The 21,590-nt window shown below is 41.1% G+C and carries 15 protein-coding genes; 8 read left to right on the top strand and 7 right to left on the bottom strand.

Annotated elements, in window-relative coordinates:
* Nucleotides 1–327: 327 nt before the first annotated feature.
* Together C2869_RS04010 and C2869_RS04005 are read left to right on the top strand one after the other, a co-directional pair.
* Nucleotides 328–1,608, top strand: a complete 1,281-nt coding sequence (locus tag C2869_RS04010; RefSeq protein ID WP_108601726.1) for a M23 family metallopeptidase — start codon at nt 328–330, stop codon at nt 1,606–1,608.
* A gap of 892 nt (nt 1,609–2,500) precedes the next feature.
* On the top strand, nt 2,501–3,013 hold the full coding sequence (locus C2869_RS04005; protein WP_108601725.1) for a protease complex subunit PrcB family protein: 513 nt from the start codon (nt 2,501–2,503) through the stop codon (nt 3,011–3,013).
* A 396-nt stretch (nt 3,014–3,409) separates the two neighbouring features.
* Here the strand turns inward: C2869_RS04005 and C2869_RS04000 are convergent, their stop codons facing one another.
* The 6 genes from C2869_RS04000 to C2869_RS03975 form a co-directional block, all read right to left on the bottom strand.
* Nucleotides 3,410–4,783: a hypothetical protein gene (locus C2869_RS04000; RefSeq protein ID WP_108601724.1), complete on the bottom strand. Its 1,374-nt coding sequence runs from the start codon at nt 4,781–4,783 to the stop codon at nt 3,410–3,412.
* Nucleotides 4,784–5,859: 1,076 nt separating this feature from the next.
* Nucleotides 5,860–6,393 carry a hypothetical protein gene (locus C2869_RS03995; protein WP_108601723.1) on the bottom strand — a complete coding sequence of 178 codons (534 nt, stop codon included), beginning with the start codon at nt 6,391–6,393 and terminating at the stop codon, nt 5,860–5,862.
* A gap of 117 nt (nt 6,394–6,510) precedes the next feature.
* Nucleotides 6,511–6,792 (bottom strand): hypothetical protein, encoded by a 282-nt coding sequence (locus tag C2869_RS03990; RefSeq protein ID WP_108601722.1) that lies wholly within the window; start codon nt 6,790–6,792, stop codon nt 6,511–6,513.
* 869 nt (nt 6,793–7,661) lie between these two features.
* Complete coding sequence (locus tag C2869_RS03985; RefSeq protein WP_228710758.1) at nt 7,662–8,960, bottom strand: glycoside hydrolase family 117 protein; 1,299 nt, start codon at nt 8,958–8,960, stop codon at nt 7,662–7,664.
* A 287-nt stretch (nt 8,961–9,247) separates the two neighbouring features.
* Nucleotides 9,248–10,318, bottom strand: coding sequence for an L-dopachrome tautomerase-related protein (locus tag C2869_RS03980; protein WP_108601720.1), 1,071 nt, complete (start codon nt 10,316–10,318; stop codon nt 9,248–9,250).
* A gap of 15 nt (nt 10,319–10,333) precedes the next feature.
* Nucleotides 10,334–12,652: a beta-galactosidase gene (locus C2869_RS03975; protein ID WP_108601719.1), complete on the bottom strand. Its 2,319-nt coding sequence runs from the start codon at nt 12,650–12,652 to the stop codon at nt 10,334–10,336.
* Between the two features lie 399 nt (nt 12,653–13,051).
* Between C2869_RS03975 and C2869_RS03970 the strand changes: the two genes are divergently transcribed.
* The 6 genes from C2869_RS03970 (at nt 13,052) to C2869_RS03950 (ending at nt 20,049) form a co-directional block, all read left to right on the top strand.
* Nucleotides 13,052–14,059, top strand: a complete 1,008-nt coding sequence (locus tag C2869_RS03970; RefSeq protein ID WP_108601718.1) for a LacI family DNA-binding transcriptional regulator — start codon at nt 13,052–13,054, stop codon at nt 14,057–14,059.
* Nucleotides 14,060–14,241: 182 nt separating this feature from the next.
* A complete protein-coding gene (locus C2869_RS03965) occupies nt 14,242–15,168 on the top strand; it encodes a sensor domain-containing diguanylate cyclase (protein WP_108601717.1) in 927 nt (308 codons plus the stop codon).
* Nucleotides 15,169–15,645: 477 nt separating this feature from the next.
* On the top strand, nt 15,646–15,783 hold the full coding sequence (locus C2869_RS22440) for a hypothetical protein (RefSeq protein WP_159084020.1): 138 nt from the start codon (nt 15,646–15,648) through the stop codon (nt 15,781–15,783).
* A gap of 271 nt (nt 15,784–16,054) precedes the next feature.
* Entirely contained in the window at nt 16,055–18,436 is a 2,382-nt protein-coding gene (locus tag C2869_RS03960) for a glycoside hydrolase family 2 protein (RefSeq protein WP_108601716.1), read from the top strand.
* 124 nt (nt 18,437–18,560) lie between these two features.
* Nucleotides 18,561–19,382, top strand: coding sequence for a helix-turn-helix transcriptional regulator (locus C2869_RS03955; protein ID WP_108601715.1), 822 nt, complete (start codon nt 18,561–18,563; stop codon nt 19,380–19,382).
* A gap of 100 nt (nt 19,383–19,482) precedes the next feature.
* Complete coding sequence (locus tag C2869_RS03950) at nt 19,483–20,049, top strand: YbhB/YbcL family Raf kinase inhibitor-like protein (protein ID WP_108601714.1); 567 nt, start codon at nt 19,483–19,485, stop codon at nt 20,047–20,049.
* Between the two features lie 187 nt (nt 20,050–20,236).
* Here C2869_RS03950 and C2869_RS03945 read toward each other — a convergent pair whose 3' ends face one another.
* Nucleotides 20,237–21,493, bottom strand: a complete 1,257-nt coding sequence (locus tag C2869_RS03945; RefSeq protein ID WP_108604957.1) for an NAD(P)/FAD-dependent oxidoreductase — start codon at nt 21,491–21,493, stop codon at nt 20,237–20,239.
* Between the last annotated feature and the right edge of the window lie 97 nt (nt 21,494–21,590).

The raw sequence follows: 21,590 nt of genomic DNA, 5'->3' as shown, positions 1-21,590 counted from the left end.
GTGTACATGCTGTGTATCCTCATAGGCAATTTTTGACCCCAAAGGTAAGGTTGCTCGTGGCTTTTCTGCAAGAACATTTACATTAGAACGCCAGATAGGTGCCTGCCGAAATAAGCCATATTTTATCATTTTATTGCTAGGTTCTACCCCGCTATCGCCTTATTCTCGCGCTAAACTTTGTGAATATTTCGCATTTTGTGAACGGTTACGTATGCAGACTGACTGGTTGGTCTGGTGTTTATTATTGTGTCAGGTTATAGTGACCGCGGTTTTTATACCCAATTAGAGTATGAAAAGTTTAATGACTAATTGGGAAAGGTAATAGGTATGAGAATGTTACAGCGTGTATTAACTCAGTTGCCCAAAGAGCACTGGATGTTACTGAGCTTAGTTGCTTCAGCCACTGTGTATTTGTCGCTGCTCAATATTAAACCGGATCCTAAACCAGCGCCTTTACCTGAAATGGTTGAAGACTTGCTTAAACCGCCTGCACCATTAGTGATTAATGAACCAGAGCCAGTTAAACCGCAAGCTAACTACCAACCCCAGCAAGTGGTGTTGCAGCGCGGCCAATCGTTGGCTCGTATGCTTAAACCGTTTGGCACCAGCCATCAAGACATTCACCAAATTAGTAAACTAATCAAACCTTATATTCCGGCGAATAAAATAAAAGCTGGGCAAATTTTTAGCCTAGGTTTGGGTGAGAAAAAAGTTGAGTCAATTTTATTCGATTGGCAGTTTGCTAAACAATTACATTTATATCGCGACACCCCCGCTAAATGGCAAATTGAAGTTGTCGACCTGCCGACCAAAACGGAAAGCCGTTTTATTCAAGGTGTTGTTACCACCAGTTTATACGATGCATTTGTACCGCATGGCGTGTCTCACGACTTATTAAACCTATACATGACGACATTCTCACATTTGGTCGACTTTCAGCGTGAGATCAACCCAGGCGATAGCTATAAAATTTTATTTGAAGAAGAGTTTATGCCTGATGATCCTAGTCAGCGTAAAATTAAACAACTTCGTTATTTAGAGCTAGTACAACAGGACACCCAATTAAGCTTATTTCATTATACTAACGCGCAAGGTCATAAGGCCTATTACGATGAGAATGGCAAATTGGCAGATGCGTTCTTGATGAAAACGCCAGTCGAAACCGGGCGTTTATCGTCGTTTTTTGGTAAGCGTAAGCATCCTATTTTAGGCTACAGCCGCATGCATAAAGGCATTGATTTTGGTGCGCCTATTGGCACTAAGGTGTTTGCTGCGGGTCATGGCGTGGTCAGCAAAATTAAAAAAGACAGATCATTTGGTAATCACATAATCTTGCAACATCAAGATGGATACCGCACTTTGTACGCACATTTAAACGGCTTTGCCGATAAGTTAAAAGTGGGTGATAGGGTTAGCCAAGGCGACATTATTGGTTTTGTAGGTAATACGGGACTAAGCCAAGCACCGCATTTACATTACGAAGTGTTAAAAGGCTCACGCTCAATCAATCCACTTTCGATCAAACGCGCTAGCAGTGTGCAATTGCAAGGTGAAGATTTAGCGAAATTTAAAACCCATCAGCAAGCGCTACTCGCCGAGATCCAATAACTCAGGCTAATTGGTATTTGATTAGCGTTTTGAGGGTTCTATTCATGTAGGGTGGCTGGAGTCGAACGACTCTCACCATTTTGACAACCTATTCTTATTTTAATGTGCCCATATTAATTTTTAGGTGGGTGTCTTGTTAATGCGTTCAATCAAACGCGCGAGCAGTGTGCAATTGCAAGGTGAAGATTTAGCTAAATTTAAAACCCATCAGCAAGCGTTACTCGCCGAGATCCAATAACTCAGTCTAATTGGTATTTGATTAGCGTTTTGATATATCTATTCATGTAGGGTGGCTGGAGTCGAACGACTCCCACCACTTTGACAACCTATTCTTATTTTAATGTGCCTATATTAATTTTTAGGTGGGTGTCTTGTTAATGCATGAGGAAATTATGCGGTTCTAAGTTCTCGAAAGTAAGTACGTCAGTTCATTAGGCGCTTACCTTCTAGTGAAGATAATTCCTATCTGGTGGACATAATCAAAAAAAACTGGAAACAATTGTTAAAGTGTTTTGAATTATAAAATTAAAATTGTTGTTAATAGACATATATTAAAAAATCTCTCTATGATTTTTATATTTTCATTTACCCCTTTTTTATTCGTGTTACATCATTGTTAGGATTGTATTTACGTGGTTAAACCGAGGTTTGTATATTGCAAATAATCAAAATGCTTTATACGATATTGGAATGGATTTTGACATTCACTTATATGATCCTAATGGTAAGTACATAAAATCCTCTCTAAGCTTTCATAACCCATATGAAATTATAAATTTTGATCCAACAATTACAGGAACCTATAAGATAAAAATCGAGCGATTCGGAAATTATGATACTGATTCAAGATTTATCGGCGGATTATCAATAAATTGGTAGGAAGATTAACGTTATGAAAAATAAATATTTATCTACTTTATTACTTTTTTTGTTGTGTGCCTGTAGTTCAAATAATGAGGATGCTAACAAAGAGGCGAAATTAGGGGAAGCGTTAGATACTGCTATAGAAGAAGGAGTTGTTGAAATAATTAAATGCCCTGCGGTATCAACATATTCTTCTATATCAACAGAATCAGAAGAGATTATAAGTGACCCTAATAATTTTATGCACGTATATTCGATAAGTGATTTAAATTCCAACGAACCTCCTCCAGACATAAACTTTGCTGAGAAAGTTGTTGTTGCAATACACCTTGGTGAAAAAGAATCCTCAGGACACCATATAGATTTTGAAAAATTTGAAATTAAAGACAGTTTACTCAATATTACTTATGTATCAATTTCACCACCTAATGGCTGTCAAGTTGAACTGAATACGCCTAACCCCTATTGTTTGATTGCTGTGGATAATAGTTTTTCAGACATTACGTTTACAAAAACTGAAATGGAAATATGCTTTAATTAATGTAAAAAAACAATTTTAAACAGACCCCCATTATTTATTATTACTTGCTGATATTGGGAATTTTTAAGTGGGTGTCTTGTTATTTTTTCTTGTTATTTTTTAAGTATGTAACACCCAAGTCATGCCTAATTGCCCCTTTCAATGATGCTCGATTTTTAGCAAAGTGACTTAGTGTAATATTTATGGATGTCCTATTTATTCTACGCTATTTATTCTACGCTGATTTAACCATTTATATAAAGAGTGCAGTACAAAGTGATAAAGCTTGCCTAAACTGCGACTGTTATCAGGTAACCCAAAGTAATTTTGAATACCGTTAGCTAACGCCTAAGTTGAGGCATCATGACATGGATGCCCACCCATTTATGATGAGCACCAATAAGATTAGGTAAATTTTTATATTGTTAAGTCAAAAATAACGTCATCTTCAGCAACTTCCGGCCAGGCAACATTTCTGATATTTTCCAGGTCTGAGCCTTTGATTTGGATATGATTGTTGGTACAACGAGACAGCAGATAGTCACCAAAAACACCACTAAAACTGGTGGGAATGGCATAGTCTTTGTTAATAAAACTCTTAATCTCATAGTCGGTGTCTTTCTTAAGTTGTGTTTCTAATGATTTTCCTTCGCCGGTAGTGAAGCCGCACAATTTATTTAAAATAGTGACATAATAAGTTTTAACACCTTTGGTTACCGCAATTGTTTTCCCTGCCAGTGTTGTTTCGACGCAATTAGCTGTCCACCCATCCGATAAGTCGGTTAACCCGGTCATTATGTGCTGATTAAGTTGACCTTCCCATGTCGTCATTTTGTCTTTGTTAATGGTAAATGCAAAAAAAGGTTCACAGGGATAGCTCTTTGCTTGGCATTTATTCAGGTATACGCAAGATTCCTTTAGTGCGAGCGCCAGTGAATCTTTAAGTGGCTCCGGCCAGGGGGCTTGTTCACCTCTTTTTTCTCTTATTTTTTGAGCCAGATCGACGACGTCATTCACACACCACTTAAGTTTGGCAATAGTGTAATTGGTTTTGTTTTCTGAGAAACTGCTAAGGGTAGCCTTGATAAGTCTTGAATGATTATTCTCAGGTTCGTTGTTAATTTTTAAGCCTTGATTGTGCTTTATAACGGTGGAAACATCTTCCAAAGGTTCAATTAAGCCTAAAGGTTCAGCATCCAGCGTGATAAAAATATCCCTGCCTTCCTGATAATTTTTTCTTTTTACCAGTACCAGCGCTTTGTGCAAAACAAAGTTTCTTAATAGGCCATACGGAATGCTTTTGCCCCGTTTATTTCGGTCTGCCAGATTCGTTCTTTTCCATTCGTTAATGGTGCCTTCGTTATCCTCATCGGTATCCTGCGTGAGTGCTTTTATAACATTTACCCGGGATTCTCCATGAGTCCCCCAGACAAAGTAGCTTAGGTTAATTACTATGTTGTATTCCTGACAGAGCCAGAACATATAGTCCTCCCATTTTTTATCGGTTCCTGTTCGCTCAAAATACGAAACCTGATTCATGCCAATATGAAAGATGTATTTCAAGTTGCTGTTAAGGATCGCTGGATCGGCGTTATACAACCATGTCTCAATACTGGAAACGGCTTCACGGATAGATGCAGTAATGATCATAAAGTGAATACGGTTCATATTATCGGCATTAAATGTCCCAAAGGTTTTATTGCTTGGTATTTCCACTACTGCCCTAAAATCTGTTGGCTGGGTAGGGTTGCTCAGACTACTGGGGATGATGCTATTAATTTTGTTTTTCATATTGACCTCTTAAACTGAGTGAAATTTGTTTAGCGATTGATTTAAAAAATGAATGCGGGTAGCGATGCCAAAACTATGCTGCCTGGCCTGATGATTTACTCAGTCTAAATTACTTAATTTGCGGGGATAAACACAATTGGCAGGAATATTTTGTGATTATCGGTCTGACCAAATTTAATGAACGGTGTGTTTTGCAACAGCAATATAGTGCCGATGGGAGCTTAAACTTAGTTGCTTCCTTTTTTGAAGTATAAATTTCTTGACAAGTAAAACGTTAAAAAACTATTGATTAACGATAATTAATCGTTATTTGAATTTATTATGAAAGTCTTTATCACATTATTTACCTTGTTATTCATGAGCGGTGTAGGTTTAACTAAGCTGATCATTCATATAGTACGGTAATAGTATACTTTCTATTTGTTGGGTTTAACTCTGCAACATGGTCGTGTCGTGGTTCGCTGCGCTCAAGACGACCTACGGTTTATTAATTCAATTCTGCTCATACCACAATGTGTTCAGTAACAATTTTAAACAAACACCCATTATTTTACCGCTAAATAAAAAGCCCTGATAACAATGTCAGCAGGGCTTTAAGTTATTGATTTTTAATGAGATCAAGATGAAAGACCTGACCCTGTAGTTTTCTTCATGAGCGGTGTAGGTTTAACTAAGCTGATCATTCATATAGTACGGTAATAGTATACTTTCTATTTGTTGGGTTTAACTCTGCAACATGGTCGTGTCGTGGTTCGCTGCGCTCAAGACGACCTACGGTTTATTAATTCAATTCTGCTCATACCACAATGTGTTCAGTAACAATTTTAAACAAACACCCATTATTTTACCGCTAAATAAAAAGCCCTGATAACAATGTTAACAGGGCTTTAAGTTATTGATTTTTAATGAGGTCAAGATGAAAGACCTGACCCCGTAGTTGCTGGCCGATATTGACTATATAAAGCAGGGATGCGGTTCTATTATTACACCCCACCTTTTGTGAGTCTGCACTCCGGGCTTGTCCAACACTGGGATGATGTGTCGGCTTCGCGCCACATATCCTTATTTGTTAGGCATCAAAATACCAGTATCTTTGAAAAGCTATATACCAATTTACCTTCAGAACACTCGTGATCTTTTGAGATAAATTGAGCTGACCACCCCTTTGTACCGCTTGAGCCAATTTTTGATTCAAGTAGCAGGTTGTATAACTGTTCTAAGTTTAACTTTTGGAAAGTGGACAATATTTCTTCTAATTCTGTTTGGCTTTTTGAAGCTGGTATATTTACGTTTGCGTTATAAATTGCATCAATATTCTTAGGTTTATAAGCATCAAATTTTGCAGCTAATTCAGGATTGTTCTCTATGAACGAATTTAACTTACATTGTTCATTAGATTCCAAGTGATATACGAATGATGAATCACAACTTTCTGTTGAAAAGGAGCGCTTGTAAGAATCGTTTACAAAGCGCGAAGAGAAAACAACTGTTCTAGATTTATAGCTTTGACTTGGAATATCGAACTCTTTGAGTTCTAGAATTCGATGAACTCTCCATATTCCTGCACCGTAGCTTCTAACCCAGTCTCCGATCTTGATGTTTTCGTCCATACTATCCTTGATGCCTAACGCCGCAATATGGGGCGCATAAAAGCTTGGCTAAAATAGGAACGAAGTGACGCAGCCAAGCTTTTTGCGTCCCCTCATAATTGCATTGTTATATGCCAACTACAATTCTGACTTCACGGTTAACAATTTAGCACCATTCCAAGCTAATTCTACACCTTTTTTGAAATCAAAAACTTGGCATTCGTTGCTACCGTAATTAGCTAGATAATTGATTACGTCTGCATTTTTAATCCAAGTTCTAGCCACTAATTGCTTATTAAGATCAGTAGATTTTATGATTGCTAGATGTCCGGCAGAATGACGATAGAATCCAGATGGGATGGTTACGTTTTCTTTGATGCAAAACGCCTCAATTATCAGCTGATATTTAGACTTTACCACCTAATTCTCCATGGCATATAACGCCGCAATATGGGGCGCACAAAAGCTTGGCTAAAATTAGGAACGAAGTGACGCGAGCCAAGCTTTTTGCGTCCCTTCATAATTGCATTGTTGGCTAGAAGCTAACCGAAGCTTGAATTTAGCACAATACAAATACCGTAAATAAATTTAGAAAAATGAACTTGAGAAACGCACAAGCGTGGCGACACAAAAGTCCATTTTTATAAACTAACTTGAAGCGACAAGCAAACAATACAAATGCCGCTCAACGGTAAACCGAGTTGGAAAAACCAACCTCAAAACAACTGGTGCGTGACGACAAACAAGTTAACGGAACAGGCAAATAAATGCCAGCACCACGAAACCAACACCACCAGTTTAACTACTTTTAACTAACGAAACTTCTAGCTAACAGTTTAGTAGACGGACGAACCCTAACTATTCCATCCGTCTATCACAACTTTAATTTTTAAAACATCGCTCTAGGCTACTGAAAATAAACCCCGCAATCAACCCTTTAAAATACCCTGAGTAAATTACGGCTTAACCCTGTGTTTTGCATTAGTTCGGATTGAGTAAAAATTGGCTGATAATCAGAGGCTATATTGCATTTGGAAACCAAGTCTGTAGCAGCCGTACTGCTAATGTCGAAATAAATTTCGACCTACACGGACGTAGGGAATGCCAATAAGCGTCGGGAACAGCGCATGGCGACCTACACGGATGTAGGGTATGCCATTAAGCGTCGGGAACAGCGCATGGCGACCTACACGGACGTAGGGAATGCCATTAAGTGCAAAAGCCTTTGATTTCCCACCAAAGGCCTATAACTCTATAGCAACAATCACATACAATAATTTGGCCGAAATTTATTTTTGTTCCATCAATTTTTTGTTTTCGGCGGCAATGCGTTTGCGCTGATTGGCGTTTAACCCGTACTGATAATGTTGTTCAGCGGTAAATTTAATGCTGTGTTTTTTCATGGCCGGATCATGCACATCTAAACTTAAATCTACGTCAAATCTTGCTAGCTCTGAGTAGTTGATTTCCCAACCATTAACGGCGGTAAAGTGTGATAAGCCCCATGTAATACCGCGACCATATTTGGTATCGGTGAAGGCATCTGGCACGTATGGGCCTGCGGCAACTGGCATCATTTCTACATGTGATGCAATTTCAAAATTAACCCAATCTTTGGCGTATTGGATGGTGTTACGCTCGTTACCGTCGCGGATCGCTAATGCGGCGACACCCTCTTTAAATGGGAATAGGGTAGTTTCATGCCCAGCCGCTAAAATTGGGTTTAACGGATGTTTTTTAAATGGCCCTAATGGGTTATCGCCTATGGCTAAACCATGCATGCGCACTAGCTGTTTCTTTTTGCCGCCTTTGGTTGTATTGCCAAAATCGGATTTGTAGTAAATGTAAATTTTACCCTTGTGCACCAATGGGTAAGGGTCGTGAATAGAGTATTGGTCCCAAGCACCTGGTTTGCCGTTAGGGATCACGATTTCATTATGCGGCGTCCAAGGCCCATCAGGAGAGTCGGCATAGGATACGGCAACTGGGCAATCGTCACCGCGTTTACCACTGGCTTCCATAAAACCTTGATAGTACAAGTAATATTTACCCTGCCATTTTAAAATATCAGTGGTGGTAACTGAGCGCCACCCCACATTAGGCTTAGGTGGTCGTGGTACGGCCACGCCTTGCTCTTGCCATGTAAAGCCGTCTTTGGATGTGGCGTACCAAATGTCGGATAAGTCCCAGTCTGCTGTCGCTAGTTCGTCTGTGGCTAAATGGGCGTTTCCACCACCAATTGGCGGGGTTTTGGTATGGCGTTTGGTATACCACACATAGTATTGGCCATTCTCAAAAATGATTTTTGAAGGATCGCGGCGTGAAATGGTGCCGTCTCCGTCATTGTAATCAAAGCCTTTTAATTTGGTGTATTTAAACTGGGTGTATAGCTCGTTGTCTTCCTGACGTGGGGCTAAGTAAGCATCATAATTACGCGCAGTTGATGCACTAAGTGGCATATCTGGTTTGGTGTCTGGCAAATCAAACGGAAAATCTTGCGTGTTTGCTGCCGTGGCTATGTTGCACGTTAAGCTTGCTGTTAATACAAGCGAATACTTAACTAATGTTTTCATATTAAATTTTGCCATTAGGTATCATTACTACAAATTGGTGATTATTGATTGTAAACAATAATTGTAATGGTTTGTTACAAAATCAGAAAGTTAAGTAGTGTTTTTATATGTAAATGATTAACGCTTGGCTCAAATAGCTGAGCGTAACGCTATGTGTGCCTTAAAGAGGGAAGTGGAAAACAGAAAAGTGGGGAAGTGAAAAAAGAGTAAGATAAAACAAAGGACTGAAGTGCGACATCCATGCCGCACTTAATATATAGTCAATGCTTGAGCGACAAGACTATAGTTAACGCGATCAGGGTTTAGCGCCCCGGTGTCGCGTAAGCTAACGCCTCAAATTGCACAATATAAAAATCACTCGGTGTGGGTTGCGTTTTATTAAACGCCGGTGAGTGATGTAATTTGTTGGCCGTGGCGTAAATGCCTTGCTTACCTGCTGTGGCAAACCCTTCAACCCAACTTAATATTTTATTATCTTGATGAAGAATGCGGTATTTTCTGTCAGGCGTGATCACGCCAATCGCATTATTTTCTAAATCTGATACATAAATATTATTTTGGGCATCCATGGTAATACCATCACCGAAAGGTTTGTTTGCGTATTTTTCTACTTTCGTGGTTAATTGTGCCTCACTGAGTGCTGTATTTAACAAGTCTTTGGTTTGCACTCGATACAATGTGTCACTTGTCATGGGCGCAAAATAAACCCACTCATTTTGCGTATCAATGGTGATCGGATTAACTCCGATTTTAGCCGGTTTACCTTGCATTTGAACGGTTAAGCCATCAATTTTCATGACTTTATTTTGCGGTACAGTGGCAAATGAACCCGATAATACGCGACGCACCAAACCGGTTTCAATATCCAACACTAACAAAGCGGAAGTATTGGCATCGGCGGTTTCGGTTATGTAAATCGCGTTGTTGGTTCTATCGACAGCCATGTCGTTAAGAATATAGGCGTCATTGACTATTGGGCGGGCGATATAAAATATCTTGTGCAATTGGTTTTTGTTGATGTCCCAACCAATCACGCGTCCCATGGCGTCTTTACCCCATATAGTGTCTAAAAACCAAAAAATATCCTTGTTATCAACAATTGCCCCGAGCACGCCATTCAGCGGTGGGTAAAACTCGGTATTGGGGTAGGGTTGATAGCTGCCATCTTGCAGCAGCTCAACCACTTTATGCTCTGCGCCGTAGGCCAAATGCGTACTCATAAATACGCGGCCAGACTCGCTAACCGCGATATTCGCGGGGGGAAGTTCTCGGTCTAATTTGCGCCATACCTTAAAATCGCCTTGCTTAGCCGCTAATAGCGGGCTAAGCAAAACCAAAGTTAAGCTGAAGACTAAACTGCTTAATCTCAACATGTTTGCAAACTCACTTTATTGGTTGCCAAACTTACGTTGATACAAGTAGCCGTTAACTTCTTTAACTTTATCAACTAAAGGTTGATAAGGAATGTCTGCGCTGGTGACAAAGCCAACATTGTAGTTTTCACCGTCGTGCGCTCGCCCTGTTGTCGGTGAGTCGACATATTGGAACCAATGTGCACCGACCATGTATGGGTTGTCGATAACTGAGTTTAAGTAGCCTTGATATTTTTGGGCGCGATCTTGTTGATCTTGCGCCAGCACGGCACCAGGGTGATATAAACCTGTGTCGTCAGCACCAAAGTGGAATTCACCAATCACGCTTGGCATGTCGATTTCTTCTAAGAATGCCCATTGTTCTGGGTGTAAACCTTCGCGGTAATAGTTAAAGCTCATCACATCGGTATATTTAACTGCGGCGTTTAATACTTCTGGTGTCATGCCCCAAGGTGCAAAACGCGCGCCCATGTATAAATGGTTTGGCATTTGCTGCTTGGTTTCTTGGCGAACAATTTTAAAATATTGGTCTGCATAGGCGCTTAACAGGGTAGAAAAGTCTTTAACTTGGCTGTCGGTAAAGTCTTTTACTTTTACCCCTTGATCAAACGCTTGCCATGATGCAATTTGGCTATTCCAACTGGCATTAAGTTTATCAATGGTTTGATATTGTTGGCGCAGTAACTGACTGTAGTGCGCCTTGGTTGGGCTATCTGTCGTTGCACGGCCTAACGTGTTGATCACTATGCCGTATTGGGTTTCGATGCTACCCATGCGCCCCCAGCTTTTTTCGTTATCCACAAAAACACCAATACACCATGGGCTGTTTTGTACTTCACTAGCAACCTGTTTTACGGTTGCGCGCACGCGCTCGGCGAATAATGGATCAAATGGATCTGGCATAGGAGCCCAGTAATCGGCGCCACTGCTGACCTTTTTAAAGTTACCAATGATCCAACCATTGGCAAAATAGGGTAGTTGGTTCTCATGGTAAAACATGGGATCTATCCAGTTACCAAAAGAGGTGAATCCCCAATTGCGCATGCGTTTTAAGGTGATGTCTTTCCATGTTTGCATAAAATTATCACCATATTTACGCTCTAAGTTGGCTTGGTAAAAACTATAAGTTTCGCCACTTTCTACCGCACCTATGTGAGCTTCTCGGCGATAACCATAATGCTTCGCCAGCGGCTCGTGATAGTCTGGTAACCATGAGAACATGTTATTGCGCATTTCAGAGTTAACATGGCGAGTCGATAAGGCTTTACCCGTAATGCGGTTTAATCCAACCGAGTCTTCTGGGGTTAAATCGTCTTTGCTGCGTTGAGGAATTAACGCTTTATCAAAGTCGATACCTGTCATGGTTGAGGTGTTGGCCATGCGGACATTAGCAATACCGTTTGAGAAAAACAAATAGCCTTCTGGGTCAACTAGCGCCCATTTACCTTTATATTTAGTGGTTCGGAAATAACCGGTTGCTTCAAGTTTAGGGCCTTGTGCCCAACCGCCATATTGTGAGCGGTCGCTAAACAATTTGTCACTTAAATGGCTGAGTTCGCGTTTTGTGCGCGCCGCTAAGTCTTGATCATTACTGACTTTTTGCGGAAATTTTGCCGTTATGGCTTGGCCATATTCATCGACCAATCCTTTTAAATAGGCTTGATCGTACTTAGGGTTTTGCACTAGACGAATATTGTCGATGATAAAACGACGATCAGATAACAAGCTTTCTGCTGAAAATTGAATGTGTTTTACCGCACTCAAATCAATTTCTTTAGTGGCGCCCCAACGATATAAAAAGGGTTTAGCATTGGTCTCAAAAGCGTCAGGATTGGCTCGCATGCCTGACTCGATACCTAAATCATAACCTGATAGTTCAACATGATAGGTTTGACTCGAGTTTTTGCCGACATTGACACTACGGCGGTGCAATTTACCATCACTGTCTGCAACCTCTAAATACATATGAGTTGATTCATCAAGTGGGTTGGTAATATCAATCGCGAGGCTGAAGTTTTGATACTGGCTCCAATCCCAAGTGCTATTGTCTTGTGGCGCTAGGGTGAATGCAGTTAAATAATTTTGCTTAGCTGCCATATCTAATTGTAGGGCTTGCTTACCTTGGCTAACACCTTGGCCGTTATCTGTGACTAGCTGGCTACTACCATTAGTGACTGTTAGCATGGTTTTATAGTGGTCGGATTCAAAATCGACCAAGGTTAACAGCGTATTGCTGTTTGTTGATTCGGCGCTAGAGCCTGTGGTTTGTTGTAACGAGCAAGCGGTTAAGCCTGTCATTAGCATAAGTCCTGTAAGCGTTTGCAGATTTTTCATAGAAAAGCCTATTTAAGTGTTAATGTCAGTGCTCTTTATCTTTTTGTGTTTGTTTTGTTTATTGCTGTTGCTATGGTGTATATGCAATGAAATGGTAAAATACACCCATATGTGTAAATCGTTAACAATAAACTAAATTTATTATTACATGATTGTTTAGGTTCTGTAAACGCTTGCAGATTAATTTTTGTGCGATTATGCTGTTAGTGTTGGACTTTAAGTCAGTTGATTGATGCGAGTAAGCGAAAAGCAATAATATAGTCAAAGCGATCAGGTTTTAGGGGAAGCCGTCAAGCTTCGAATCCTCATGAGCATATGCTCTATTATGTGATTGGGGTGAGTAAGCGCTGACAATGAACCATAAAGCCTGAGCGAGAAGACTATAATTAGGAAATAAATGTGGCAACCCTTAAAGATGTAGCGCGAGAAGCCGGAGTATCGACAGCGACTGTTTCTCGAGTGGTGTGTGGTAAAGACATGGTCACACCCGGACTGAAAAATAAAGTTGAAAAGGCGCTTAAAAAAACCGGTTATCGGCCTAATCAAACTGCGCGAGCATTGGTCAATCAGCGTACCAGTTTGCTTGGACTCATAGTGCCAGATTTATCCTTATCGTTTTATGGAACCTTAGCGGCTGGCGTACTACAAACTTGTAAAAGCAAAGGTTACAAGGTGATCGTCAATAACTCGTTTCGTGAGCCAGAAGCCGAGCTCGATGCCATTGCCGATTTACAAGAGCAGGGTTGCCAACACATTTTATTACACAGTTTATATGGTGATGAATCCGTTTTAACTGAATTGTGTCAGCGCATTCCTGGGTTGGTCATTCTTAATCGATTTATTCCCAGTTTAGCTGAACACTGCGTTAGTTTAGATAACGTTACCGGTGGACGTTTAATTGCTCAGCATGTTTTAGAACAAGGCCGCCGACAAATAGCGGTTATTAATAGTAGTAGTCCACTGGCCGATCCTGTCGAGCGTTTGCGAGGTATTCAACAAAGCTGCGAGGCACACGGGGTTGAGCTTGCAGCCAATGCAGTGGCTTATACCGAGCCTAGTATTGAAGGCGGTAAGCAGGCTATAGAGTTGTTGTTGAATAGCCAGCAAGTGTTTGATGCCGTGTTGGCCTACAATGACAATATGGCGTTAGGCGCGATGAATGCTTTACTCGACAAAGGCTATCAAGTACCAAAAGACATCGCAGTCACTGGATTTGATGATCTATTTTTTGCATCCACTTGTCGTCCAGGGTTAACGACTATGCACTACCCTATAAAAGAAATGGCAGCCTATGCCGCCAAGTTATCATTTGATTTAGTTAATCGGCGCGGCGATGTTAAACATAAAAGACATCTGTTTGTTCCAAGTTTGGTGAGTCGCGGATCGGTTTGTTGTGATTGGTTATGAATGTGCCCAGAAGCGGTGAAAGGGGAGCCATAAATAGTAAAAACGGTTATCAATTCGGGATAAAGAGGGGCGACTTGCTTATCATATTTTAATCGCCGCTTTGTCTTTTAGTACTTATACCCTTTAAATAAATGTTTTAGAATGGCAAGGCATTGGGGTGAATATAAGGTTATTTGAGGAATATGGAACTCAATTTGGAAGAGTTAAATGAAAAACAGCTCTTAGTTAAAGTCAAAAAATTAGAAAAAATACTCAATGTTGTGGCGGCGGCTGCTAAAAATTCTCGTTTGGGTATTTGGCAAGCGTATTTACACAACGGCGTATGTTTTTGGGATGAAGAAATGTATCGCCATTATGGAGTATCTAAGACCAGCTTTAAGCCTAACTTAGAGAATTGGCTTGAGTTTATTCATGTTGAAGACAGACTGAAAGTTGAAGATGCAATATACAAAGCGTTAAAAGGCGAGCGACACTATCGAGATATTAATTTTAGGATCGTTACGCCTAGTGGCAAAATTAGGTTTATTGAAGCACATGGTCAAGTGATATATGACGATGATGGTTTAACACCGATAGGCATGATGGGCGCGAATGTTGACGTGACTGAGCGCTTGCAGAATCAGGCTAAAATCACTGAACTTGCGCAAACCGACCCGTTAACCGGTTTATTTAACCGCGGGTATTTTGTTGAAAGCGCTAACTTATGCTTTGGTTTAGCCAAAAGAGGTAAGTACCAAGTTGGAATTTGCTATTTAGACCTTAATCATTTTAAACCCATAAATGACACATACGGCCACGCGGCTGGCGATTATGTATTGCAAACCATAGCACAACGCTTGAAGCAATTAATCAGAAGCTCTGATATCTGTGCTAGGTTTGGTGGGGATGAATTTGTCGTGATTTTAAACCGAATTCAAAACGAAAAAGATATTTGCCAATTTATAGAAAAAATACAGAGCGCTATTAAGCTGCCAATGGTTTTTAACGACAACGAACTCAGTGTCAGTTGTGCCGTTGGATATAGCGTATTTCCAGATGACGGTATGCAAATAGACAGCCTGTTACATCATGCAGACCAACGTATGTATGGCAATAAACGTCCCAGATAAACATTACACCGATCTGAACTCTCGAACCTCAGTCTGCTAACTATAGTTTTCTTGCTCAAATTTTATAGTTTATTGTCAGCGCCTACTCTCGACTTTGTTTACATGCATGTAAGCTGCTAGTGTCGAAATAAATTTCGGCCTACATGGATGTAGGGAATGCCGTTACGTGTCTGGGACAATATACGTCGACCTCTTTAATTATGTTTTTTTACAGCCTCGGTGTTTTTAACTGATCCTTTTTTGGGAAAAGTAATCGTTTTTTTAGCTGTAAATCTTAGCTGAACTACTGAAAACAACTTTTAAATTTTATTAATCATTTATTGTTGACAAAGCAACCAGTCTTGTCGCATGATTATTCATATAGAAATATAACATTCAAATAGAAATAATTGGATTGGTTGAGTGCTGAGAATTGAACATTGAACACTTAATATTAAAAGTAGAGCGCACAAAAATGAGTACTCTAAAGGGCATTACTTGGAACCACACTCGTGGTTTTGTTTCAGCAGTTGCGGTAGCACAACGATTAAGCGCAGTGGTACAGGTGGTGAAGACGGTACTTATGGTATCGAGAACTACCTGCAAAAACGCGCAGTGTATTTTAATTATGGGTAGTTCGTTGGCTTTGTAGGCGAGCATTTATGCTTGCATGAACGCTTTGTATGCCTGCAATGCCAATAAAACCTACCCAAAAGAGTAAGGCTACAGGATTTCGTTCCCGACGAATCCTAAGTACCTGCATCCGTGCAGGCAAAGCCTCACCTACAATACAACCCAAAAACCAAAGTGCTGGTCACGGCCAGCGCTATAGGCTGCTTTGTGCCTAAAACTTGAATTTAAACATTAAAACACTGGTAACTGTCCAGACTCAACACAGGAGAACATCATGTCTCGTATCAATTTAGATTTAAGTGGTGCCCGCTGGCAAATGGAACGTATGCGTCCGGGACAGGGCGAAATAGAAGGTTTACATCTATTACCTGCCGAGTACCAAGGTACGCACTTCAGCTGGAACTTCGCTACTATCCCAGGCGATGTGTATACCGATTTACATCGTGCCAATGAAATTGCTGATCCTTATTTTGGCCGCAATATGCATCGTGCCAAATGGGTTGCGGAATACGAGTGGTGGTATAGCCGTCGTTTTACGGTGCCAGATGATATGCAAGGTAAGCGCATTCGCTTGATTTTTGAAGGGGTAGATTACAGTTGTAGCGTTTGGCTAAACGGCCATTACTTAGGTCGTCATGAAGGTATGTTCTCAGCGTTTGAGTTTGATATTAGTGACGTGGTTAGCTTTGAAGATTGGCGCGATGGTTCCAATATGCTGATGGTGAAACTCGATCCACCACCGAAAAACTACCGTAATTGCGGCGGTAAAAAAGTTAATTTCTCAGGTGATTACTTCTCTGGCTTAGTACCATTTGGTATTTGGCGTCCAGTTCGAATTGAAGCCACTGAGCAAGTGCGCATTGACAATATTCGCACCGACGTAACCGTGCAAAATGCAGAGCAGGGGCAAGAAAAAGCCCAAATTGCAGCCACTTATACCTTGGTTAACGATAGTGACGAAACACAAGTGGTGAATATAGAAACTAGCCTACAGGGTAAAAACTGCGATACCCACGAGTTTAATCAAACTATTAATGTGGATGTACCACCGGGCGAACATGAATTTAGCACAAGCATAAAAGTCGCTAATGCTAAACTTTGGTGGCCGTGGGATATGGGGGAACAAAACCTGTATCAAATTGATGTAAAACTGGTTCAAGGCGATGTCGAATTAGACAACAGCCAAGAAGTGATCGGTTTACGTCAAGTTACCATGGACTTTAACCCCGGTTATACGCGTGACGACAATGAATTCCCATGGACATTTAAGATCAACGGCAAACGTCACTTCTTACGTTCAACCTGTTGGGGTGGTCAACCGTCATTCTTATACGGCCGTAATAGCCTGAAAAAATACGAAGACCGTGTCGCCATGGTGCGTGAAGCCAATATTAATAACTTGCGTATTTTTGGCTGGCATCCGCCTGAAATTCCAGACTTCTATCGCCTGTGTGATGAGTTAGGGATCACGGTATGGACTAACTTCACCTTAGCCACACAAGCTTACCCGAGCGACCAAGAATTTATTGATGGTGTTTTACACGAATGTGTTGCCACGGTTAAAGAGCGTCGTAATCATGCTTCGCAAATTTTTTGGATGGGCGGCGAAGAAGTCTTTTTCTCTGGCGCGCATGAACGAAGCGGCAACAAACAATTGATGGAAGTGATTGGCAAAGCAGTTAACCAGCAAACCAATATTCCATATGGCTTGGCATCACCATTAAGCTCAGAATCAGCGCAAAATATTGGCTTTAAGCCGCATGAATCCATGCATGCAAACGAGCATTACTACCAAGGTGGTAAAGAGTTTATGGAGGAATACTACCCTGCGCTTGATTGTGCAATTATTCCTGAGCTCACTGCTGCGTCTGCACCTGATATTGAAAGCTTGAAAAAGTTTATTCCTGAGGATGAATTGTGGCCGATGGGACCAAGTTGGGCGTATCACTGGGCAGATATTGATATTTTAAAGAACTTAAACTTTGAAGTTTTTAATGACTACAAAATGGGTTCGTTAGAGGAGTTTGTCGAAGCCACTCAAGTAGCCCAAGGCACAGTCATTCAATTCGCGCTGGAAACCTACCGTCGCCGTAAACCAAAAGTGAGTGGTGTGTCTTTGTGTCACTTTATGACTCATGTACCCGACATTAAATGGGGCATCATTGATTACTATGGCAAAAAGAAACAAGCCTTTGATTGGTTAAAACGTACCTACCAACCATTGCTGCCGAGCTTAGCTTTTAGTAAACGTCGTTGGGATGCAGGTTCAGCATTTAAAGGTGAGTTATGGGTTGTTAATGACTACCAATATGGTTTTGAAAATTTAACGTTAGAATGGCAGGTATTATATCAAGGTCAATCTACCGGCGTTGTTGGTCAACAAGCACTTAATGTTGAACTGGATAGTGCTCGTGAATTCGCTGAAATAAAATGGGATATTCCTACAGATGCAAGCGGTGATTTTACCATAGCAGTTGCGCTGCGTAATGGTGAAGGTAAAGTGTTATCAAGTAATGCTTACACTCTGTTGATCGGTAATCAACAAGCCGCCAAAGAGCAAAGCTTAAAATATTTAGCTGAAGCCACTGAGCGCATTGAAAAGTATGGCCATAGTATTTATCGCTACTGGCCAGAGATGTACCAAGAGATGGAGTAATCAATATGAGCCGCACAGTTAATATTGTGTGGCTCATTTATTTTTTTGCTACTTGCATCTCTGATAGAGTTTGGCAATCATATCCCTATATTTATAGGGAAAATTGCTTCATAAGCGGCTTACAATGAACTTAATTTCTGTTATCCAACAAGTTCAAGCGCAACAAACGCACTTACCTTTCTCGGTTTACCAATCTACTTTTGAGCAGCGTTTATTGAACGTGCCTATTGCCAAGCCGTTAATGGTAGTGGTGCTGAATGGGACAAAGCAGTTAGGGCGGAGTACAACGTTTACCTGTAGCCAAGAGCAGTTTGTTTTTTTAGCCGATAGCCCAGCACTTGATATGCGCAATATCCCTTTGGCTGATGACTATTTTGCGTTACTGATTGAGTTCGACTCACAAGACATTAACGATTTAACGCAAGCTAAAGCGTTGAACCCTTCCACGCGACTTGCGCAAAATTATTATATCGCGGATGTATGTGATGCGCTGGCAGCTTGTTTACAACAATTTATTGAAAGCGCGTTATGGGCACCACAAAGCATGTGGCCAGCAAGGCGTATCGAATTATTAACCCTGTTGTGCCATTTAGGTCATGATGCTGTTTTAAACTTATTTGTTAATACTAAGCTAAGTTCTAAATTGCAGACGATATACAGTCAAAGCCAGTTTAGTGATGTGCATATTAATGATATTTGTCAGCAACTGGCGATGAGTGAATCAACCCTAAGGCGCAAACTCAAAGCTGAAGGGACAGGTTTGCAAGCAGTTAAAGACCAAGCACGGCTAGGACAAGCGCTGCACTTACTGCAAACCACGGACTTAGCCATAGGCTTAGTGGCTGAGCAATGTGGCTATAGTTCGCAATCTCGTTTTACCGACAGATTTAAAAGTCGCTTTGGTTTAACCCCATCGGATTTACGCAAAACGCGTATAACTGAATGATTGACCGAAAAAGGCGAAAGATTGAGTGATTAGCGGCTAAATTAGTTTTTCACTTTCACATAGCATAAAGCCTCGACTTTATTATTGATTGAGGATCCTTATGTCTATTTATCAACGCGTGTTGACCACGCTTAGCTTTCTAACTTTTAGTTTTATCACATTACCGACTTTAGCCGCTGATTTTGTTTTAACAAGCCAAGATATTAAAGCGGACCAACAAATGAGCCAGTTATTTGAATTCAATGGATTTGGCTGTTCTGGGCAAGATTTGTCACCGCATTTAGCATGGAAAAATGCGCCGAAAGGCACCAAAAGTTTTGCGATTACTGTGTATGATCCAGATGCACCAACGGGCAGTGGCTGGTGGCATTGGCAAGTGGTTAATATTCCGAATGATGTGCATGAACTGGCTCAAGGTGTTGGTGAAGTAAAAAGCGACTCAATGCCGCAGGGTAGTCAGCAAATCACTAATGATTATGGTAGTAAAGCGTTTGGCGGTGCTTGCCCACCAAAAGGTCATGGTTTGCATCGATACCAATTTACCGTACATGCGTTAAAGGTAGAAAAGTTAGAGTTACCTGCAAACGCCAGTGGTGCATTGACCGGTTATATGATTAACGCTAATGCTATCGCGAGTGCTACGTTAGAAGCCTTGTATCAAAGGTAAGTTTGAAATTATGCGAGTCTTTTTGTCGAAATAAATTTCGACAAAAAGATACTGTTTTCATTGGAATTTAATTGTAAGCAACAATTAAACACAACAGTGCTATTTGAAATACAAGTGCCTGGGTTTGAGTAGGGTATATAAGCGTCTTATATACCCAGCTGAGTGTTTGACAGTGATAGCGTAACGTTTAGCTCGCTAATAAATTTGCGGGCTTTAACTCAACGCTAGGATCAGCTATTTTGGCTTTATCAAGCGCAGTGACACCTTTGATAAACTTAGTGCCTAACACGTACGCTTTGGCATTATTGACAGCATCAACGGCCAGTAACTCGTCGTTTTTAAAATACCAAACCGAAAATTTGGTTTCATCGCCAATTTCTTCACGCACTATGGTGTCTGTATAGCCTGTCGATAATCCGACCATTTGTAATTTAATGTCGTATTGATCAGACCAGAACCAAGGAATAGTGTCGTATTTAGGTTGTTTACCACAAATGGCCGCGGCCGCTGTTTTGGCTTGGTCGACCGCATTTTGCACTGACTCTAACCGAATGTAGCGGTCGTAGCGCGGGTTATGGTGGAAAGAACAATCGCCAATGGCATAGATGTTTTCGTCATTGGTACGTGCAGTTTCATCCACTTTCACGCCGTTGTCTATTTCTAAACCGGCTGCAGCGGCAAGTTCAGTATTCACGCGAATACCCACGCCGACCACAATTAAGTCAGCGGTAAAGCTTGTTCCGTCGCCGCAAATGACTTGGTTAACACCATCTTGGGTTTTGATCTCAACAACGTTTTTGCCAGTGAATACATCAACGTCATTATCGGCATGCAGTTGTTGGAAAAAATTCGACATATGTGGTGCAGTGACACGTGCCAATATGCGCTCTTCTCGCTCTAATACGGTGACTGTTGCGCCGAGTTTTTTCATTGACGCTGCGGTTTCTAAACCGATATAACCACCGCCGATCACCACCGCGCGTTTGCTTGCGCTGGCGTTTAACGCTTGGCGAATATTATTAACGTCGGCCGCAGTGCGCAATGGGTATAAGTTGGCCGCATCCTTGATACCGGGAATCGGCGGAATAATCGGTCGTGCACCAGCTGAAAATACCAGCTTGTCGTAAGCTTGGGTGCTGCCATCTTGCAAGGTGATAGTTTGCGCTTGGCGATCGATAGACTCAACCAATACCCCCAGTTTCAATTGAATATTGTTTTTCTCATAAGCGTCTGGCGATTTTAATAGGTTTTTATCAATAGCATCGTCGCTAGTTAAATACGCTTTCGACAGTGGTGGTCTGTGATAGGGCATGGTTGGATCAACATCAAATAAAATGATGTCACCTTGCCAGCCTTCTTTACGTAATGAAAAGGCTAAGTTAACGCCGCCGTGGCTTGCGCCAATAACCACACAAGTTTGATTTTCAGATTGGATTTCAGACATAAGGATTACTCTTGGAAGAATGGTAGGTCGGTCTTTAGGCCAAATGCCAATGAGCAGCAAGCATAAATGCTCGCCTGCACCAGTTGGGCTGAAGAAT

Source organism: Saccharobesus litoralis (assembly GCF_003063625.1).
Lineage (GTDB): Bacteria > Pseudomonadota > Gammaproteobacteria > Enterobacterales > Alteromonadaceae > Saccharobesus > Saccharobesus litoralis.
This window is presented reverse-complemented; position numbering and strand designations above follow the sequence as displayed.